Source organism: Prevotella sp. LCP21S3_D2 (assembly GCF_052118345.1).
Classification (GTDB): Bacteria; Bacteroidota; Bacteroidia; order Bacteroidales; family Bacteroidaceae; genus Prevotella.
This window is the reverse complement of record NZ_JBQKHJ010000013.1, coordinates 63,506-78,596: the sequence shown is the minus strand read 5'-3', so window position 1 is coordinate 78,596 and position 15,091 is coordinate 63,506. Positions and strand designations below refer to the sequence as shown.

The 15,091-nt window shown below is 45.8% G+C and carries 11 protein-coding genes; 4 read left to right on the top strand and 7 right to left on the bottom strand.

Annotated elements, in window-relative coordinates; all coding sequences use genetic code 11:
- Positions 1 to 2 precede the first annotated feature (2 nt).
- The 4 genes from ACTQ16_RS09895 to ACTQ16_RS09880 all read right to left on the bottom strand — a co-directional run bounded on the left by ACTQ16_RS09895 (position 3) and on the right by ACTQ16_RS09880 (position 5,119).
- Positions 3 to 1,118: a type II toxin-antitoxin system HipA family toxin gene (locus ACTQ16_RS09895; RefSeq protein ID WP_441937254.1), complete on the bottom strand. Its 1,116-nt coding sequence runs from the start codon at positions 1,116 to 1,118 to the stop codon at positions 3 to 5.
- Positions 1,115 to 1,453, bottom strand: coding sequence for a helix-turn-helix domain-containing protein (locus ACTQ16_RS09890; protein ID WP_117587082.1), 339 nt, complete (start codon positions 1,451 to 1,453; stop codon positions 1,115 to 1,117). The genes ACTQ16_RS09895 and ACTQ16_RS09890 overlap by 4 nt, the downstream gene beginning before the upstream one ends.
- A 162-nt stretch (positions 1,454 to 1,615) precedes the next feature.
- Positions 1,616 to 4,168, bottom strand: coding sequence for a hypothetical protein (locus tag ACTQ16_RS09885; RefSeq protein WP_441937252.1), 2,553 nt, complete (start codon positions 4,166 to 4,168; stop codon positions 1,616 to 1,618).
- An 87-nt stretch (positions 4,169 to 4,255) separates the two neighbouring features.
- Positions 4,256 to 5,119: a GLPGLI family protein gene (locus tag ACTQ16_RS09880; RefSeq protein WP_441937250.1), complete on the bottom strand. Its 864-nt coding sequence runs from the start codon at positions 5,117 to 5,119 to the stop codon at positions 4,256 to 4,258.
- A gap of 203 nt (positions 5,120 to 5,322) precedes the next feature.
- On the opposite strand from ACTQ16_RS09880, the gene ACTQ16_RS09875 reads away from it, so the two are divergent.
- The 4 genes from ACTQ16_RS09875 (at position 5,323) to ACTQ16_RS09860 (ending at position 9,546) form a co-directional block, all read left to right on the top strand.
- Positions 5,323 to 6,402, top strand: coding sequence for a winged helix-turn-helix domain-containing protein (locus tag ACTQ16_RS09875; protein WP_441937248.1), 1,080 nt, complete (start codon positions 5,323 to 5,325; stop codon positions 6,400 to 6,402).
- Between the two features lie 124 nt (positions 6,403 to 6,526).
- On the top strand, positions 6,527 to 8,050 hold the full coding sequence (gene gpmI / locus ACTQ16_RS09870; protein WP_117587081.1) for a 2,3-bisphosphoglycerate-independent phosphoglycerate mutase: 1,524 nt from the start codon (positions 6,527 to 6,529) through the stop codon (positions 8,048 to 8,050).
- Positions 8,051 to 8,152: 102 nt separating this feature from the next.
- Positions 8,153 to 8,818 (top strand): uracil-DNA glycosylase, encoded by a 666-nt coding sequence (locus ACTQ16_RS09865; protein WP_118151277.1) that lies wholly within the window; start codon positions 8,153 to 8,155, stop codon positions 8,816 to 8,818.
- 92 nt (positions 8,819 to 8,910) lie between these two features.
- On the top strand, positions 8,911 to 9,546 hold the full coding sequence (locus ACTQ16_RS09860; protein WP_294967391.1) for a DUF3109 family protein: 636 nt from the start codon (positions 8,911 to 8,913) through the stop codon (positions 9,544 to 9,546).
- 109 nt (positions 9,547 to 9,655) lie between these two features.
- On the opposite strand, the gene ACTQ16_RS09855 is transcribed toward ACTQ16_RS09860, so the two are convergent.
- The 3 genes from ACTQ16_RS09855 to gyrB form a co-directional block, all read right to left on the bottom strand.
- Positions 9,656 to 10,549 (bottom strand): alpha-L-rhamnosidase N-terminal domain-containing protein, encoded by an 894-nt coding sequence (locus tag ACTQ16_RS09855; protein WP_441937246.1) that lies wholly within the window; start codon positions 10,547 to 10,549, stop codon positions 9,656 to 9,658.
- Positions 10,550 to 12,925, bottom strand: coding sequence for a glycoside hydrolase family 95 protein (locus ACTQ16_RS09850; RefSeq protein WP_441937244.1), 2,376 nt, complete (start codon positions 12,923 to 12,925; stop codon positions 10,550 to 10,552).
- Positions 12,926 to 13,044: 119 nt separating this feature from the next.
- On the bottom strand, positions 13,045 to 15,015 hold the full coding sequence (gyrB, locus tag ACTQ16_RS09845; RefSeq protein ID WP_299400279.1) for a DNA topoisomerase (ATP-hydrolyzing) subunit B: 1,971 nt from the start codon (positions 15,013 to 15,015) through the stop codon (positions 13,045 to 13,047).
- Positions 15,016 to 15,091 lie beyond the last annotated feature (76 nt).

Genomic DNA, 15,091 nt, shown 5'->3' with positions numbered 1-15,091 from the left:
CCTTAAAAGATATTCTCACCAGACTTAACCTGTAAAGATATCTCTTCGTAGATTTCGCGGCATCTCTTTTCCTTCATTTTATTCTTTACGCCAACGGCAATCATATCCTCTACGGTCGGATGCCCAGTTCCATTTACAGATGTTGCGTGTTCTCCATTATATCCCTCGGTGCAATGGGTGAGGTCGTAGGCAGGAGCTAAATGCCAGTGCCATTTGCCATCGCTCTCTTTCTGAACCAAGAAAGAGAAGTTCTTGCAGTGGTCGTCCTTGTTGTCCATTATATAATTGAAAACCATGCGGCGGAACATCTCTTCCACATCCTCCTGGCTCTGGGTAAGATAACCTGTAAGCGCCAAAAGGTTGAGATAATCGAGAATGGGGTTGGAAAGGGAAACGTTGAGCAAGGCTCCAGCTGTGGCTACGTGAATGCGTTCGCCTGTTGGAGAAATGTCGAAGCGACGGCAGGCAAAATACTTGTTGCTTACCAGTTTGAAGTCGGGTACTTGGATACCACATTGCTTGGCTATCTCATTATAATGATACTCTTGCTTTCCCATATCTTGAGGGTCATAGGTATGGCGAAACTTGACCAACCAATGAACATCCTCATTTGTGAAAATGGCTTTCGGGCGACAACCGCCACTATTACCACTATTATATAATAATAATCCTGCGTCATTATCCTGTTGCTCCTTCAATACTTCCAAGGCTTTGGCTTGTAAAAGGTCAAAGTCATCAATCTCGTGTCCAGTTTGGATAGAAGTTATAGGTTCGTAGGTCAATGCGCCCATACCTCCATTGCCCACGATGCTCAGTCGGTCGAGAGCAGATAGCTCAAAGTCGTTGATGCCCTCTTTTAGCAAGGCTTTATGCAATAGGTATCTACCATATCCATCGGGAAGGCTGTCTTCGAAGATGCCAAAGTTCCCGTTGAAAGGGGTGGCTTTGGCAATGAAAAGACCAGGCTTCAGTGGCAATTCCAACGGAGATATACTAAAGCCTGATGCTAACCACTGATTGTCATATTCGAAGGTGCATACCTTTCCATCGGCACTCAATGACAGTGTGCCGACTTTCTCCTGGTGATATTTCACGGCTAAAGATTCTATACGTTTCATTGTCTGTAAGCCTTTTTCTTGTTAGCGTTTCTTTTTATCTGTTGCAACTCCTCCATGGTGGAGTACTTGGGTTGCGAGAAGACGTTCTTGATTTCTGATGTGTATTCCAAAGCTATGGCGATACCTATCAGATTTTTGAGGGAGATGAGGCCCTTTTGTTCGAATCTGGTGATGTTGCTGACTGCAACGCCTGACTTGTCTGCCACTTGCTCACGTGTCAGATTCTTCTCTATTCTTCGTTTTCTGAAGTCGTTTGCCATCTCCTTTGCAATCTCATCAGGATTGTCGTGGAGGTAGTTGTCTAATATTGCTAATATATTATTCGTTTCTTGCATAATCATTGGGATAATAATAAGATATTATCAGTTGCAAAGATACAAAAAATAATGTTATGTTCCAAATAAAAATTAATTAAAAAGTCAAAATCCCTTATAACCTTGTCTCTTATCCTTAAAAGCAAAGAACTCCCGTCTCTTTTCTGAGATGGGAGTTCTTGTTTAGAAGGAATACTGGGCGGAAATCATCAGTTCGCGAGGGCGAAGATGATAGCTGTCGGTCAATGTGCTGATGCCGCTATAGATGGTTTCCATATAATTCTTCTTGTTGAAAAGGTTTCGAAGCTCTGCAGAAAGGCGGAGCTTTTTCATTCTCCATACTGCCGAAGCATCGCCAAGGAGGGTGTTAAGGTGGCTGCCCTCTTGCAGCTTATTGCGATAATGTACGAGCGAGAAGGAGAGGTCCACATGGCTGATGGTAGCGGTGGCAGATACGCTTTGACGCCAATTAAATAACGATGACTTCGCCATTTTTTGACGTTTCGAGTTGTAAAAAGAGAATTCTCCCTCATAGCTAAAGGCACACCAGGACGGCGAGAAGTCGATGCTAGGCTTCACAGTATAGTTGTCGGCGGTGTAGCTGATGGCTTTGCCGCTGCTGTATTGCTCACCCTTGCTGTAGTTGTAACTGCCCTCCAGGCGGGTCTTCAGATGAAGGTCGTAGAAACCCTTGGAGATATAGAGTGATGCCCCTAGATTGTTGCTCTTGCTGTCCTGCTTATATAATGAGGTATAGTATTTGCCATCCTCGATGCGTAGGTCGGATGCCGTGTTCATCCAGTTTTTGCTGGCATTGACCGATGCGCTGAAGAAGATTTCCTTGATAGGGCGCTTGTAGTCGTAACTCAACTTGCCATAAAGAGAGCGAGTTATCGGAATGATGTCGCTCGAAGTGTACCAAGAGCGATAACTTTTGCGATATTGCTTCATGGCGTAGTTGGTGGCATTGCCTGTTCCGGTACTGTATCCTGTGTAGATAGTCAACTCTCTACGGAAATCCAATTTCTTATATAAGTAAAGGTAGGGTGATATGGTAAGTAGAGTTTTCTGTGGATAGGTGAAGCGTTCCCAGATGAAATCGGGAGAGAACGACATACGGAACGTCTCGGTCTTGTATTGCCAGAAAGTGGTGAACTTCCCTGTGATGTTAAGAGTGTTTTTGCCGATTTCATCGTGACTGTTTTCTATGAATCCGTTGTTTTTGCCGATTTCATCGCTTCTTTCCTGATATTTCGCATAGATGTTGTTGAGGTCGATACTCATTCTATATTCCTGTGTCCAGTGGAAGCGATTCTTCATCCACTGTAAGGCGTGGGCTGTATGCCAAAGGTTGGTGCGGATGCGATTGCGCTCGTCGTTAACGTAGAGGTCCGCCACACCATGGTGATAGTCGGCAGTGCTACGCCAAGAGAGTTGACTTTTCTTGAAGACGAAGAGGCGGTAGATACTTGCCGAGAGGTCGAGCTTTGGGATGCGGACACGTTGGGTAAGCGTGTCGTTGATGTTTGACAAACCGTCGCTTTGTGCTGTGCTGAGGCTGATGCTCTCGTTGCCATAATGCTCAGCCTTGTTTACCTTGTTCTCCCATTGCAGATTGAAGGCATCGCTGATCATCGTCTTTTGGTTGTGCTCCGTGGTAATTGTGGGAGCTTCGCCGCCGAGGTCATAGATACTCATGTTCTCTCGTTCTTGTCTGGTTACCGTACGAAGATAGTTGGCTTCTATGCGAGTCTCAGCATCGTCCTTGTTCTTCTTGATATGGTTGATGGAGTATTTTTGTGAGGTGTTGAAGCGCAGGCGTTCTTCGTCGATAGGAGCGTCAAGCGATGGTACTGATATCCATGATGGAAGGGAGGCAGGAGCCAGACGATTGCTGTAAGATGCGAGTTGGTTAAGTGCATAGCCGAGATTTTTGCCTGTTCTGTCGTATTCTGCATCATACATCATCTGTTTCTTCTTGCCAATTTGCATGATATTGATGCTTCCGCCTACGTGGGTAGGACTCCCAACCAGCAGATAGGGCTTGATGGTAGGCAACAGTTTGTCTCTGGCACTATCCTTCAGGGCGATGTTCATCGCTACATTATCCGTAAAGGTCTTGTTCTGGAGCGCTTGGATAGGTTGGTCATGCTCGATGACTTCGGCCTTTTTCACATCTTTTGCCTTGATGTTTTCTTCCAGCTGGTTATATTTGCCACCGGTCAGGTCGAGACCTTCTACTGTGAATCGGTTGATGGGCTTGCCATTGTAGTTGATACGGCCATTCTTCTCTATATCCACGCCTGGCAGCTTTTTCAGTACATCTTTCAGGGAGTTATCTCGTTCGTTGGTAAAGCGGGTGAGATCGAAAGAAATGGTGTCTCGACCCGTGATGCGAGAGCCTTTTACCTGTACTTCCTTCAGGACAAAGGCTGTTGAAGCCATACTGATGATGGTTTCTTTTCCCGATGAAATCGCCGTTTTTTGCTTTTTATAGCCCATATAGGAAGCTTGCAGCATATCGCCAGTTTGCTTTTGTGCTATGGGAATCAGGAAAGTTCCGTCTTCCTTGCTGCGTGTAAACTTCAAGGGCTTTCCATTGCGGAGCAGCGTAACCGATACGTTGGTCAGACGGTTGTGTGTAAGTGAATCTTCCACATAACCGCTAATCTTCTCTTGGGCAAACGCATGGCACGCCACGAACAGAATAGTGAAAAGAACTATTATTTTCTTCATTTTTTTTCTCTCTTTTCTATTTTACCTTAGACACTTATCTTGTTGATGTCTTTAAGACGCTTGTGTGGCAAAAAAGTAAACTGCTAATTATCTTTCAATCGGATTGTATGGCTCAGCACGCTTGGAATGCTTCAGGATATTTCCTTTTTCATCCTTGATCTTTACAATTGCAGCATACTTGGCATCTTGAAGCAGATAACCGATTGGATCGGCATAGTATTTCTTGTAAATGGAGGTCAATGATTTACGGTCGATAGGCTCGAAAGTCTTACCTTTATAATAGATAGGTATGGAGCCTTTGCCTGTTGTGAGTCCTACAGCTGTAAATCCATAATCGTTCTCGGAGTCGTGAGCCTTGAGAATCAATCCCGGCAGTCCGCTCAGCTTCCAGGGACCATTGTCAATAGGGATGTCTTCCGTGTACCATGCAATCCATGTTCTACCCTTAAACTTGGCAATAGCCTGGTGGCACTCGTAACTGCAGATGTAATCGATACTGTCTGTGAGTTGCCAGTCTATCGGTTCCATCGGCTCTATGCACACATATCTGTCGGCAGCAAAGAAATCGAGATAGGCAGTCTTGCCCGGTTCTGGATAGTTCTTATATACTTTCCAATTAATCTGTCCGCCATTACCGGAGAAATTGACAGGTATTCCTTTTCCCATATTTGCGGAGATGGTAGAGTCTCTTTGGAATATCGGATAACTGTAGAATGCGGAATACTTGTTGCCAATCTGCAAGAGCATTTTCTCTTCGATGCGGCCAATGAGGGTGTCGGTCTTGGTATATTTCTTTTCGTAAATATACTCGGCATCATATACTACCTGATACTTTACCTGATCAATGGAATCTCCCATGCCAATGCTTGATTCATCGAACAGGTTTACTGTTTGAGCTTGGAGCATGCAAGCATATAATGCAAGCCATGCTATTAATAATACCTTTTTCATAATCTTCGTCTATTATTCATTGTTTTATCTGTTTCTTTCGTTTTTGTGATGCAAAGGTACTGAGATCATCCGATGAAATCGATGATTTCTGTTACTGAGTTATTACTTTTGCTTCTTTTCGCCTATTATTATTTTATTACTCTTGCCTTTGTTTACGGATTTTTCAGTAACTTTGCCGTCAAAATTCAAAAGATTAGGAAAGTATGAACAGTAACAGTAAGCTGAAAATAGTATGGATGGTATGTGGAGTAGCAATCGCATTGTTGTTCTGCACGCAGGCTTATTGGCTCCATCTTCAATGTCAATATAGCTTAGACCAGCAGGTAGAGCAATTCAAGAGGGATTGTGATGAGGTGTTGGCGCAAGATTTGAAGAATAGAAAAAAGTTACAGGAAAATTCATCTACGAAAGGTAGAAGAGATACGATTATGCTCAAGGTAGAATCTGAATATGATATGAAGAAGGGATGTAGCCGTACAACGCTTTCTTTTTGGAACAATCACCGCTTTCTTGTCCGTTTGAATGATCCTGATCTTACGGGTGATGATGCTTATCTCATCATTAGCAGATATCTGGCTAATATAGGTAAGCATCCCTCGTTGGCTTCTTATCAAAGATTACTGGATGATAAGGGATATGGGAAGATATCCTTTTTTCGTCATCTGGATTACAAGACCGTCTTCCTGAATGCAAAATATGATGTCGAAGGCAGATGGTCACGTGTGGTGACGGTAAAGTATCAGACGAACCCAATGTTTCGCCAAGGTATTTCTTTTCAGGTGCCCATTCCTATTACTCGAACGCTCAAAGCCATGATGTGGCAATTGATAGGAAGCATCTTTCTCTTTTTCATATTGATAGGATGTCTGTATTATCTGGTTAAGACCATAGTCTTCCAGAAACGCATTGATGGCATTCGCCATGAGTTCCTGAAGAATATGATTTATGAGTTGAAGCAACCGAAAGAAGACGACAAAGGTGAAGAAACTGCTGTTTTTATCGGTTCCATAGCCTTCTACTATGCGCAGAATGAACTGCTATGTGGTAATTCCAGAGTAGTCATCACATCTCGTCAAGCTGAAATTCTGAAGCTTCTTGCCGAGAACCAGAACCAGCTTGTAGAGCGGGATTTCATACTGAATGAAGTCTGGGGGGATGACTCATACTCCAATTCCCTTGCCCTGAACGTGCAGATTACCTATCTTCGACGTGCATTGAACCTGGATGAAAAGGTAAGCATCGAAGCCGTCATCAAGAAGGGATATATCCTGCGAACCTGTTGATCTTGTTATCAACTCTCATCTTTTTAGAAAGGTGGAAGTTTTTTTATCTTAATTTATTTTGTCCTTCACCTATTTTGTTGTAACTTTGCAGTCGAAATTCGAATTTAAATTATTTTATGTAATTATGGCAAAAAAAGCTCTTTTAATGATTCTCGACGGATGGGGAATCGGTAAGCATGATAAGGGTGATGTTATCTTCAAGACTCCAACTCCTTATCTCGATTATTTGACAGCAGTTTCTGCACATTCTACTCTCCAGACTTGTGGCGAGGACGTAGGTCTTCCTAACGGTCAGATGGGTAACTCTGAGGTAGGTCACCTCAACATCGGTGCTGGTCGTGTGGTATATCAGGACCTCGTTAAGATCAACAAGGCTTGCGAGAGCGGTGACATCTTGAAGAATCAGGAGATCATCAACGCTTACAGCTATGCTCAGAAGACTGGTAAGAAACTCCACTTGATGGGCTTGACTTCTACCGGTGGTGTTCACTCTTCTTTGGATCACCTTTTCAAGTTGATTGAGATTGGTAAGGAATATGGTTTGAAGGAGACATACGTTCACTGCTTCATGGATGGCCGTGATACAGACCCAAAGAGCGGTAAGGGCTTCATCGAGGAGGTGCAGGCTTGCTGCGACAAGAACGGTGCACACATCGCAAGCATCGTAGGTCGTTTCTATGCTATGGACCGTGACAAGCGCTGGAACCGTGTGAAGGAAGCATACGACTTGCTCGTTGAGGGTAAGGGTAAGCAGGCTGACGATATGGTGAAGGCAATGCAGGAAAGCTATGATGAGGACGTAACAGACGAGTTCATCAAGCCAATCAATAACTCTAAGGTTGACGGTACTATTCAGGAGGGTGATGTTGTTATCTTCATCAACTACCGTAACGACCGTGCCAAGGAGTTGACACAGGTATTGACTCAGCAGGATATGCCAGAGGAAGGCATGCACACCATCAAGGACTTGCAGTACTACTGCATGACTCCATACGATGCAAGCTTCCAGGGCGTTCACATCCTCTTCCCTAAGGAGAACGTAATGAATACTCTCGGCGAGTACTTGAGCGCACAGGGCAAGAAGCAGCTCCACACTGCAGAGACAGAGAAGTATGCTCACGTAACATTCTTCTTCAATGGTGGTCGTGAGACTCCATACGAGGGCGAGGACCGTATCCTGGTTCCTTCTCCAAAGGTAGCTACATACGACCTGAAGCCAGAGATGAGCGCTTACGAGGTAAAGGATAAGTTGGTTGGTGCTATCAACACTCAGGAGTACGACTTTATCGTTGTAAACTTCGCTAATGGTGATATGGTAGGTCACACAGGTATCTACAACGCTATCGCTAAGGCTGTTCACGCTGTTGACAACTGTGTAAAGGACGTTATCGAGGCTGCCAAGGCTAACGATTATGAGGCTATCATCATCGCTGACCACGGTAATGCAGACCACGCTATCAACGAGGACGGTACACCAAACACTGCTCACTCTTTGAACCCAGTTCCATTCATCTACGTAACTGACAACAACTCAGCTACCGTTAAGGATGGCCGTTTGGCAGACGTTGCTCCTTCTATCCTCCACATCATGGGTTTGGAGCAGCCAGCTGATATGACTGGTGAGAACTTGATTTCTGACAACAAGTAAAAACGATTTTATATACCTCAAAAAAGTATCCTAAGATACTTGGCCAAGTATCTTAGGATACTTGCGTAAGTATCTTAAGATACTTTTGAATTTATATTAAGCATGAACGTAAAGATAGAAGAAAGTTGGAAACAGCATATAGGAGAAGAGTTCGACAAGCAGTATTTTGTTGACCTCACCAACTTCGTGAAAGAGGAATACCTGCGTACGCCCTGTTATCCTCCTGGCCGCTTGATTTTCAATGCCTTCAATCTCTGTCCTTTTGATGATGTGAAGGTAGTGATTATCGGACAGGATCCATACCATGAGCCGGGTCAGGCGATGGGACTGAGTTTCTCTGTGCCGGACGGAATCACTTTTCCGCCATCATTGATTAATATATTCAAGGAGATTCAGATGGATCTCGGTACTCCGATGCCAGCCACGGGCGATTTAACCCGCTGGGCAAAGCAGGGAGTCCTGTTGCTCAACGCCACGTTGACCGTTCGTGCCCATCAGGCTGCGAGTCATCAGCGCAAAGGCTGGGAGGAGTTTACCGATGCTGCCATCAAGGCGCTCAGCAAGGATAAGGAGCACCTGGTGTTTATCCTTTGGGGCGGTTATGCCCGGAGCAAGGCGAAGCTCATCGATACAAGCAAGCATCTGATATTGGAAAGCGTTCATCCTTCGCCATTATCAGCCAACAGAGGCGGATGGTTTGGCAATCATCATTTCTCCCGCTGCAATGCGTATCTGCAGCAGAACGGAATTGCGCCTATCCAATGGTAGGTACACCTATCAATTTATAGCTATCCACTCATGGGTAGCTATCATTATTTTTATTATACACTCAAAGAAATTTATTCATCTCAAAAAACATTATGAAGAAAGACGAACTGCGTATTCTGCAGGTGGGCAACGTGTTGGTTTCACCTGATATTATCACCGAAAAATTCTGTTGCGACCTTGATGCCTGCAAGGGCGAATGCTGCATTGAAGGCGATGCGGGAGCTCCTGTTACCCTGGAGGAGATTATGGAGATTGAGGATGCGCTGGATGTGGTTTGGGATGATCTCTCGGCTTCTGCCCAGGCTATCATAGATAAGCAGGGCGTGGCTTATACCGATATTGAAGGCGATTTGGTAACGAGTATCGTGAATGGTAAGGATTGTGTGTTTACCTGCTATCAGGATTTGAAAGACCTGGGCGATGGACATACGATTCCTAACTGTTGTCTCTGTGCCTTGGAGCGTGCTTATCGCGAAGGAAAGTCGAAGTTCAAGAAGCCTATCTCCTGTGCTTTGTATCCAATCCGTGCCAAGGATTTCGGCAACGAGGTGTATGGCATCAACTATAACAAGTGGCGCATCTGCAAGGATGCCATCAAGAAGGGTGAGGAGTTGAACCTTCCGGTTTATAAGTTCCTGGAAGGTCCGCTGATTGAGAAGTTCGGTAAGGAATGGTATGGTGAGCTTTGCGAAGTGGCAGAGCAGTTGCTTGCCGATTTGGAAGATTAAATTCAGTTTAGTTTGAGACTTTGGAAGATATGATTTCCAAAGTCTTTTTTATTTGGTGCAACAAAGTTTTTTAGCATAATAAAAAAGAGATTTCGAAAAGCTTGCTAGCTTATTCCGAAATCTCTAATCCTTCAATATTTACGATATTGCTTTTTTTGAATCTGCCATTCCATGTGAGGGTATAGATTCTTTGATTTTGAAATCTGAAGCGGAAGAAAGCCTGTTCATCCAATTCTCCGTTGCAAACGTATTGAAACCCATTGATGTTCAGTTTTTCTCCTCTGTGGGCCTCTCTGATGGTAATACGGATGGTGCCATAGAAGGGACGACCAAAGTCAATATTGTAGCCTAAAGAGTCGTTATAGGTACGAATGGGTTTGAGGACTTTTCCTAATTTATTCTCAGATTGACACACCTTGAATTCTTCTGTAGGAAGACTTCTGTCAATGTCCATGCTTCCTGTAGGACGATGCCAACCATACGGTTGATACTCTTCAGTTTTCCAATCAATGATGTTGGTACGGGCATCAAAACGCTCACTTTCTCCAGAATAGCAATCCTTGGGTTGTCGACAGAGCCAGGAGCCATCAGTTTGGTGGTGGAAAGGAACGCTGTCCTGATCCCAACCGTATATCTCCAGTGAAAGCTGTTTGCCATGGCTAGGCTTGCCCTGAGGTGCATACCATACAGCAATGACGTTGTCACCGGCTTTCAGATATCGGGTGATATCAAAAGTGCGTGATTGGAGTACATCATTCTTGATGCCTTCGAATTTTAAGCTTCCCGTTACGTTTCTTTCATTTATATATATCTTGTAGTCGCCTGTACTGGCAACATTTGCGAATGCCTGTAGTGGGCGATGTGGCATGACATAGTTTTTTCTAAACCATACTTCTGCTGATTCATCGGGGAGTGGATATGAAATCCAATGGGTACCGAACTCTTGTGCATTGGAGCTCAGTACCCATAGTAATGAAAATATGAGAGAAGTTATATATCTCATTTATTTGATCAATTTTGTTTCTCCAGCCTTGAAGTTGAGGACTTTCTGCTTTCCGTTGTAATTGACGGTCAGACTTCCTTCGTTCTTGCTGGTAATAATAGCTTTCTTAACTTGTCCTTTATTCCATGATAGTGCAACCTCGTAATTGCCGCGAGCCTTGATACCCTTTATCTCTCCTGCAGACCATTCTTTAGGAAGGGCAGGGAGTAAATCCATCGTCTCGCCATCACATTGCATCAGCATCTCGCATACACCTGCTGTGCCACCGAAGTTGCCATCAATCTGGAATGGTGGATGGGCATCAAAGAGGTTAGGGTAGGTGCCACCGCTATGGTGCTTGCTATCCTTGTAAACTTCAGGGCTTACGTAGGTGAGCAGCTTGCGGTATATCTGGTAGGCCTTGTCGGCACGATGCAGGCGCGCCCAGAGGTTGATTCTCCAGCCAGTACTCCAGCCGGTGGAATTATCGCCCTTGATTTCAAGAGTCTTGGTTGCGGCAGCAGCAAGCTCCGGAGTCTTATCTACCGAAATCTGATGGAACGGATAGAGTCCCAGCAGGTGTGACTGGTGGCGATGATGCCAATCCTGGTCTTCCCAATCGTGATACCACTCCATCAGATTGCCTCGCTTCCCGATGTGGTAAGGGCGCAGGCGATTGAGGGCCGATTGCAACTGCTGCTGGTAATCGTTGTCGATACCCAGGGCTTTTGCTCCCTTGATGGTGTTCTTAAAGAGCTCGCGGATGATGGCGAGATCGGCGGTTCCGCCATAGAAACTGCTGCCGCGGTAGCCCTTATCGGTGATGTAATCTGCCTCTGGCGATGTGCAAGGGGCTGTAATCAGTTCGTTTGGATTGTGTGGATTCGGGATAAGCCACTCCAGCAGGAAGTCGGCAGCGCCCTTCATCAAAGGGTAGGCTGTATTGCGAAGATATTCGGTATCTCGCGTATAGTCGTAGTGATCCCAAAGGGTTTCTACGAGCCAGGCTCCACCCATCGCCCAGTTGCTCCACTGTGGACTCTCGTTTCCGGTTCCCACAGGATTGCTCATCGCCCAGGCATCTGTATTGTGTCCGGCGCACCATCCCTTATCGATGCCGTAGAAATACTGGGCATTGTGTCGGCCTGTCACCGACATGCCTTCAACCAATCCGTTTACCGGGGCAACCAGTTCTGGTAGGTTAGTAACTTCTGCCGGCCAGTAATTTTCTTCCAGGTTGATGTTGATGGTATAGTTGCCGCGCCATGGCGAACGGAGGGCTGGTGCCCAGAGTCCCTGCAGGTTGGCTGGCACGCCCTTGGTTCTACTGCTGCTGATGAGTAGGTATCTGCCATATTGGAAGTAGAGCTGTTCCAGATAAGGATTGTTCTCGTGGTTGTCGCTGTAGGCGAGCAATTGCCTGTCGGTAGGGCGGGTGGCATCATATTTGGCTCCTTTCAGGTTCAGGCTTACTCTGTCAAAGAGCTTCTTGTAGTCGGCGATGTGGCGCTGCTTGAATTCATCGTATGTAAAGTTGGCAAGATGCCAGGCATCATCGGCTACGTTCTCTATGTATGGAGCACCTTCCTTCACGGGATGCTTGTCGAAGCCATTGTAACTCGTTTCGTTGATGAGATAGATGATAGCCTCGCTCACATCCTTCAGATGGAGAACTGAATCGCTTGCCCACACTTTTCCGTCGGTGTTCTTCACCTGAAGCATGGCACAGTAATGCGTGCTGTTGGCTTCGTCACCGAGCACATGTCCCGTCATGGTGAGCTGTCCTCTAGATGCTTTCACCTGATGGGGAATGAGGGAGGTGAGGGAGATGTCGCTGTTGATGGCTCTCTTTTGGGAGGCACTCAGCTTGATGGCAATCATCTTGTCGGGATGAGAAGCAAAATACTCTTTGGTATATTGAATGCCGTTGCGCCTGTAATGAACAGTAGCCAGGGAGTTGTCGAGGCTCAGTTCGCGGTAATAATCCGTAAACTCGCCCTGGTTGCAGTCTTTGATGTTGATCATGCCCAGCGGCTGATAGAACTCCGAGTTGTGACCTTGTACATAGTGCTGCAGGGAATCGGCAGTCTTGTAATCCTCTTTAAACAACGCCTCTCTGATTTTTGGAATCCACTTGAAGGCATCGCCACCTTCGTTGGGATTTACAGGAACACCCGTCCAAAGGGTGATGTCATTGAGCTGGATAGAGTCATTATTGGCTCCACCATAAATTAGCGCACCCAGTTTGCCATTGCCTATCGGCAGTGACTCTTCGAAGGCGTATGCAGGTTTGTTGTACCACAACTTGTTGGGTTGCGGTATTTTGCTAACAGTTGCCGCCTGGCAGTTCAAAAGACCAGAGGCTGTTAGTGCAAGCGTAAAAAGCAGATGCTTCATAAATTCTGTTTTGTTAGTTGTTAAAATATGATGCTTGGAAGTGATGCCCATAGGATGAGCTTATCTAAAAAAGGGGGTAGACTCTTGCCTAGTCTGCCCCCAATATGTTCGTGTTAACTTTAAGCGTCGATATTGGCATAAGTAGCGTTCTGCTCAATGAACTCGCGGCGTGGCTCCACATCATCGCCCATCAGCATAGAGAAAATCTCGTCAGCCTGAGCTGCATTATCGATGGTTACCTGCTTGAGCAAGCGGGTAGATGGGTCCATAGTGGTTTCCCAAAGCTGCTCTGGGTTCATCTCACCCAAACCTTTGTATCGCTGAGTGTGAATATTCTTGTCTTCCAACCCCTCGCCATACTTGTCGATGAATGCCTGGCGCTGCTGCTCTGTATAGCAATACTCGCTCACCTTGTTACGGTAAGTACACTTGTAGAGAGGTGGAGTAGCGATGTACAAGTGACCTTCCTCGATAACCTTTGGCATGAAGCGATAGAACAAAGTCATAATCAATGTGTCGATGTGTGAACCATCGACGTCGGCATCGGTCATGATAATAATCTTGTCGTAACGCAGCTTGTCTGTGTTTGCCTCCTTGCTGTCTTCACCGTCTACACCGAAGCGAACTCCGATACTCTGGATAATGTTCATGACAGACTCAGCTTCGAATACTTTATGCCACTGAACCTTTTCTACGTTCAGAATCTTACCACGCAATGGGAGAATAGCCTGGCGGAAACGGTCGCGACCCTGCTTGGCTGAACCACCAGCGGAATCACCCTCGACAAGGAAAATCTCGCATTCCTTAGGATCCTTCATGGAACAGTCTGCAAGCTTACCAGGCAGACCACCACCTGTCATGAAGTTCTTGCGCTGTACGCTTTCACGTGCCTTGCGGGCTGCAATACGTGCAGTAGCAGCCAATACCACCTTCTCGCAGATGCGCTTAGCTTCGTCTGGATGCTCCTCCAGGTAATCAGCCAAAGCTTCATTTACTGCCTGTTGGACGGCTCCCTGAACCTCGCTGTTACCGAGCTTGGTCTTGGTCTGTCCCTCAAACTGAGGTTCTGCCACCTTGATAGAGATGACGGCTGTAAGACCCTCGCGGAAGTCCTCTGGTGCAATCTCTACCTTTGCCTTCTCTATTTGCTTAGAGATGGTCGGGTCGGCTTCTGCGTAAGCCTTCAGAGTACGAGTCAACGCCATGCGGAAACCAGTCAGATGGGTACCACCCTCAATGGTGTTGATGTTATTGACGTATGAGTGGATATTCTCTGAATAGTCTGTGTTGTACATCACAGCAATCTCGATAGGAATACCCTGCTTCTCGGTCTTCAGATAGATAACATCATCGAAGAGGTGAGTGCGGTGACGGTCTACGTAACGGACGAATTCCTTCAAACCATCCTTGGCATGGAATACCTCCTCCTTGGTCTTGCCTTCTTCGTCAGGGCGCAAATCTTTCAAGGTTATCTTGATGCCTGCGTTGAGGAATGCCAACTCGCGCATACGGTTAGCAATGATGTCCCATCTATAGACTGTGTGGGTAAAGATGGTTGGATCCGGCCAGAATTGCTGGCGTGTACCGCGCTTATCGGTTTCACCTACTACCTTGACGGGATAAAGAGGTTTACCCTTTTCGTATTCCTGCTGGTAGATTTTGCCGCCACGGAAGACCTGTGACAGCATGTGGGAAGAGAGTGCGTTTACACAACTTACACCCACACCATGCAAACCACCGGAAACTTTGTATGAACCCTTGTCGAACTTACCACCGGCATGGAGCACGGTCATTACGACTTCAAGGGCTGATTTATGTAGCTTCGCGTGCATATCCACAGGGATACCACGTCCATTATCTTCTACAGTGATAGAGTTGTCTTCGTTGATGGTAACTTCAATGTCTGTACAGTAGCCAGCCATTGCTTCATCAATAGAGTTGTCAACAGTTTCGTTGACCAAGTGGTGAAGACCTTTTTCAGAGATGTCACCAATGTACATCGCTGGGCGCTTGCGAACAGCTTCCAAGCCTTCAAGGACCTGAATGTTACTCGCTGAGTAATTATTTGCGTTGTTTTGATTATCTGCCATTTTAGTATTGTCTTATTTCTGTGCAAAGATACTAAAAAAAGCTGAGATACAGAAGGTTTTCTTTGTGAAAAATAGC

What these genes read in the sequence shown, in the direction of transcription:
- ACTQ16_RS09865 (WP_118151277.1), top strand. Translation starts at nt 8,153, where the DNA reads ATGAACGTAAAGATAGAAGAAAGTTGGAAACAGCATATAGGAGAAGAG.
- ACTQ16_RS09855 (WP_441937246.1), bottom strand. Translation starts at nt 10,549, where the DNA reads ATGAGATATATAACTTCTCTCATATTTTCATTACTATGGGTACTGAGC.
- ACTQ16_RS09860 (WP_294967391.1), top strand. Translation starts at nt 8,911, where the DNA reads ATGAAGAAAGACGAACTGCGTATTCTGCAGGTGGGCAACGTGTTGGTT.
- gyrB (WP_299400279.1), bottom strand. Translation starts at nt 15,015, where the DNA reads ATGGCAGATAATCAAAACAACGCAAATAATTACTCAGCGAGTAACATT.
- ACTQ16_RS09885 (WP_441937252.1), bottom strand. Translation starts at nt 4,168, where the DNA reads ATGAAGAAAATAATAGTTCTTTTCACTATTCTGTTCGTGGCGTGCCAT.
- ACTQ16_RS09890 (WP_117587082.1), bottom strand. Translation starts at nt 1,453, where the DNA reads ATGCAAGAAACGAATAATATATTAGCAATATTAGACAACTACCTCCAC.
- ACTQ16_RS09880 (WP_441937250.1), bottom strand. Translation starts at nt 5,119, where the DNA reads ATGAAAAAGGTATTATTAATAGCATGGCTTGCATTATATGCTTGCATG.
- ACTQ16_RS09895 (WP_441937254.1), bottom strand. Translation starts at nt 1,118, where the DNA reads ATGAAACGTATAGAATCTTTAGCCGTGAAATATCACCAGGAGAAAGTC.
- ACTQ16_RS09850 (WP_441937244.1), bottom strand. Translation starts at nt 12,925, where the DNA reads ATGAAGCATCTGCTTTTTACGCTTGCACTAACAGCCTCTGGTCTTTTG.
- ACTQ16_RS09875 (WP_441937248.1), top strand. Translation starts at nt 5,323, where the DNA reads ATGAACAGTAACAGTAAGCTGAAAATAGTATGGATGGTATGTGGAGTA.
- gpmI (WP_117587081.1), top strand. Translation starts at nt 6,527, where the DNA reads ATGGCAAAAAAAGCTCTTTTAATGATTCTCGACGGATGGGGAATCGGT.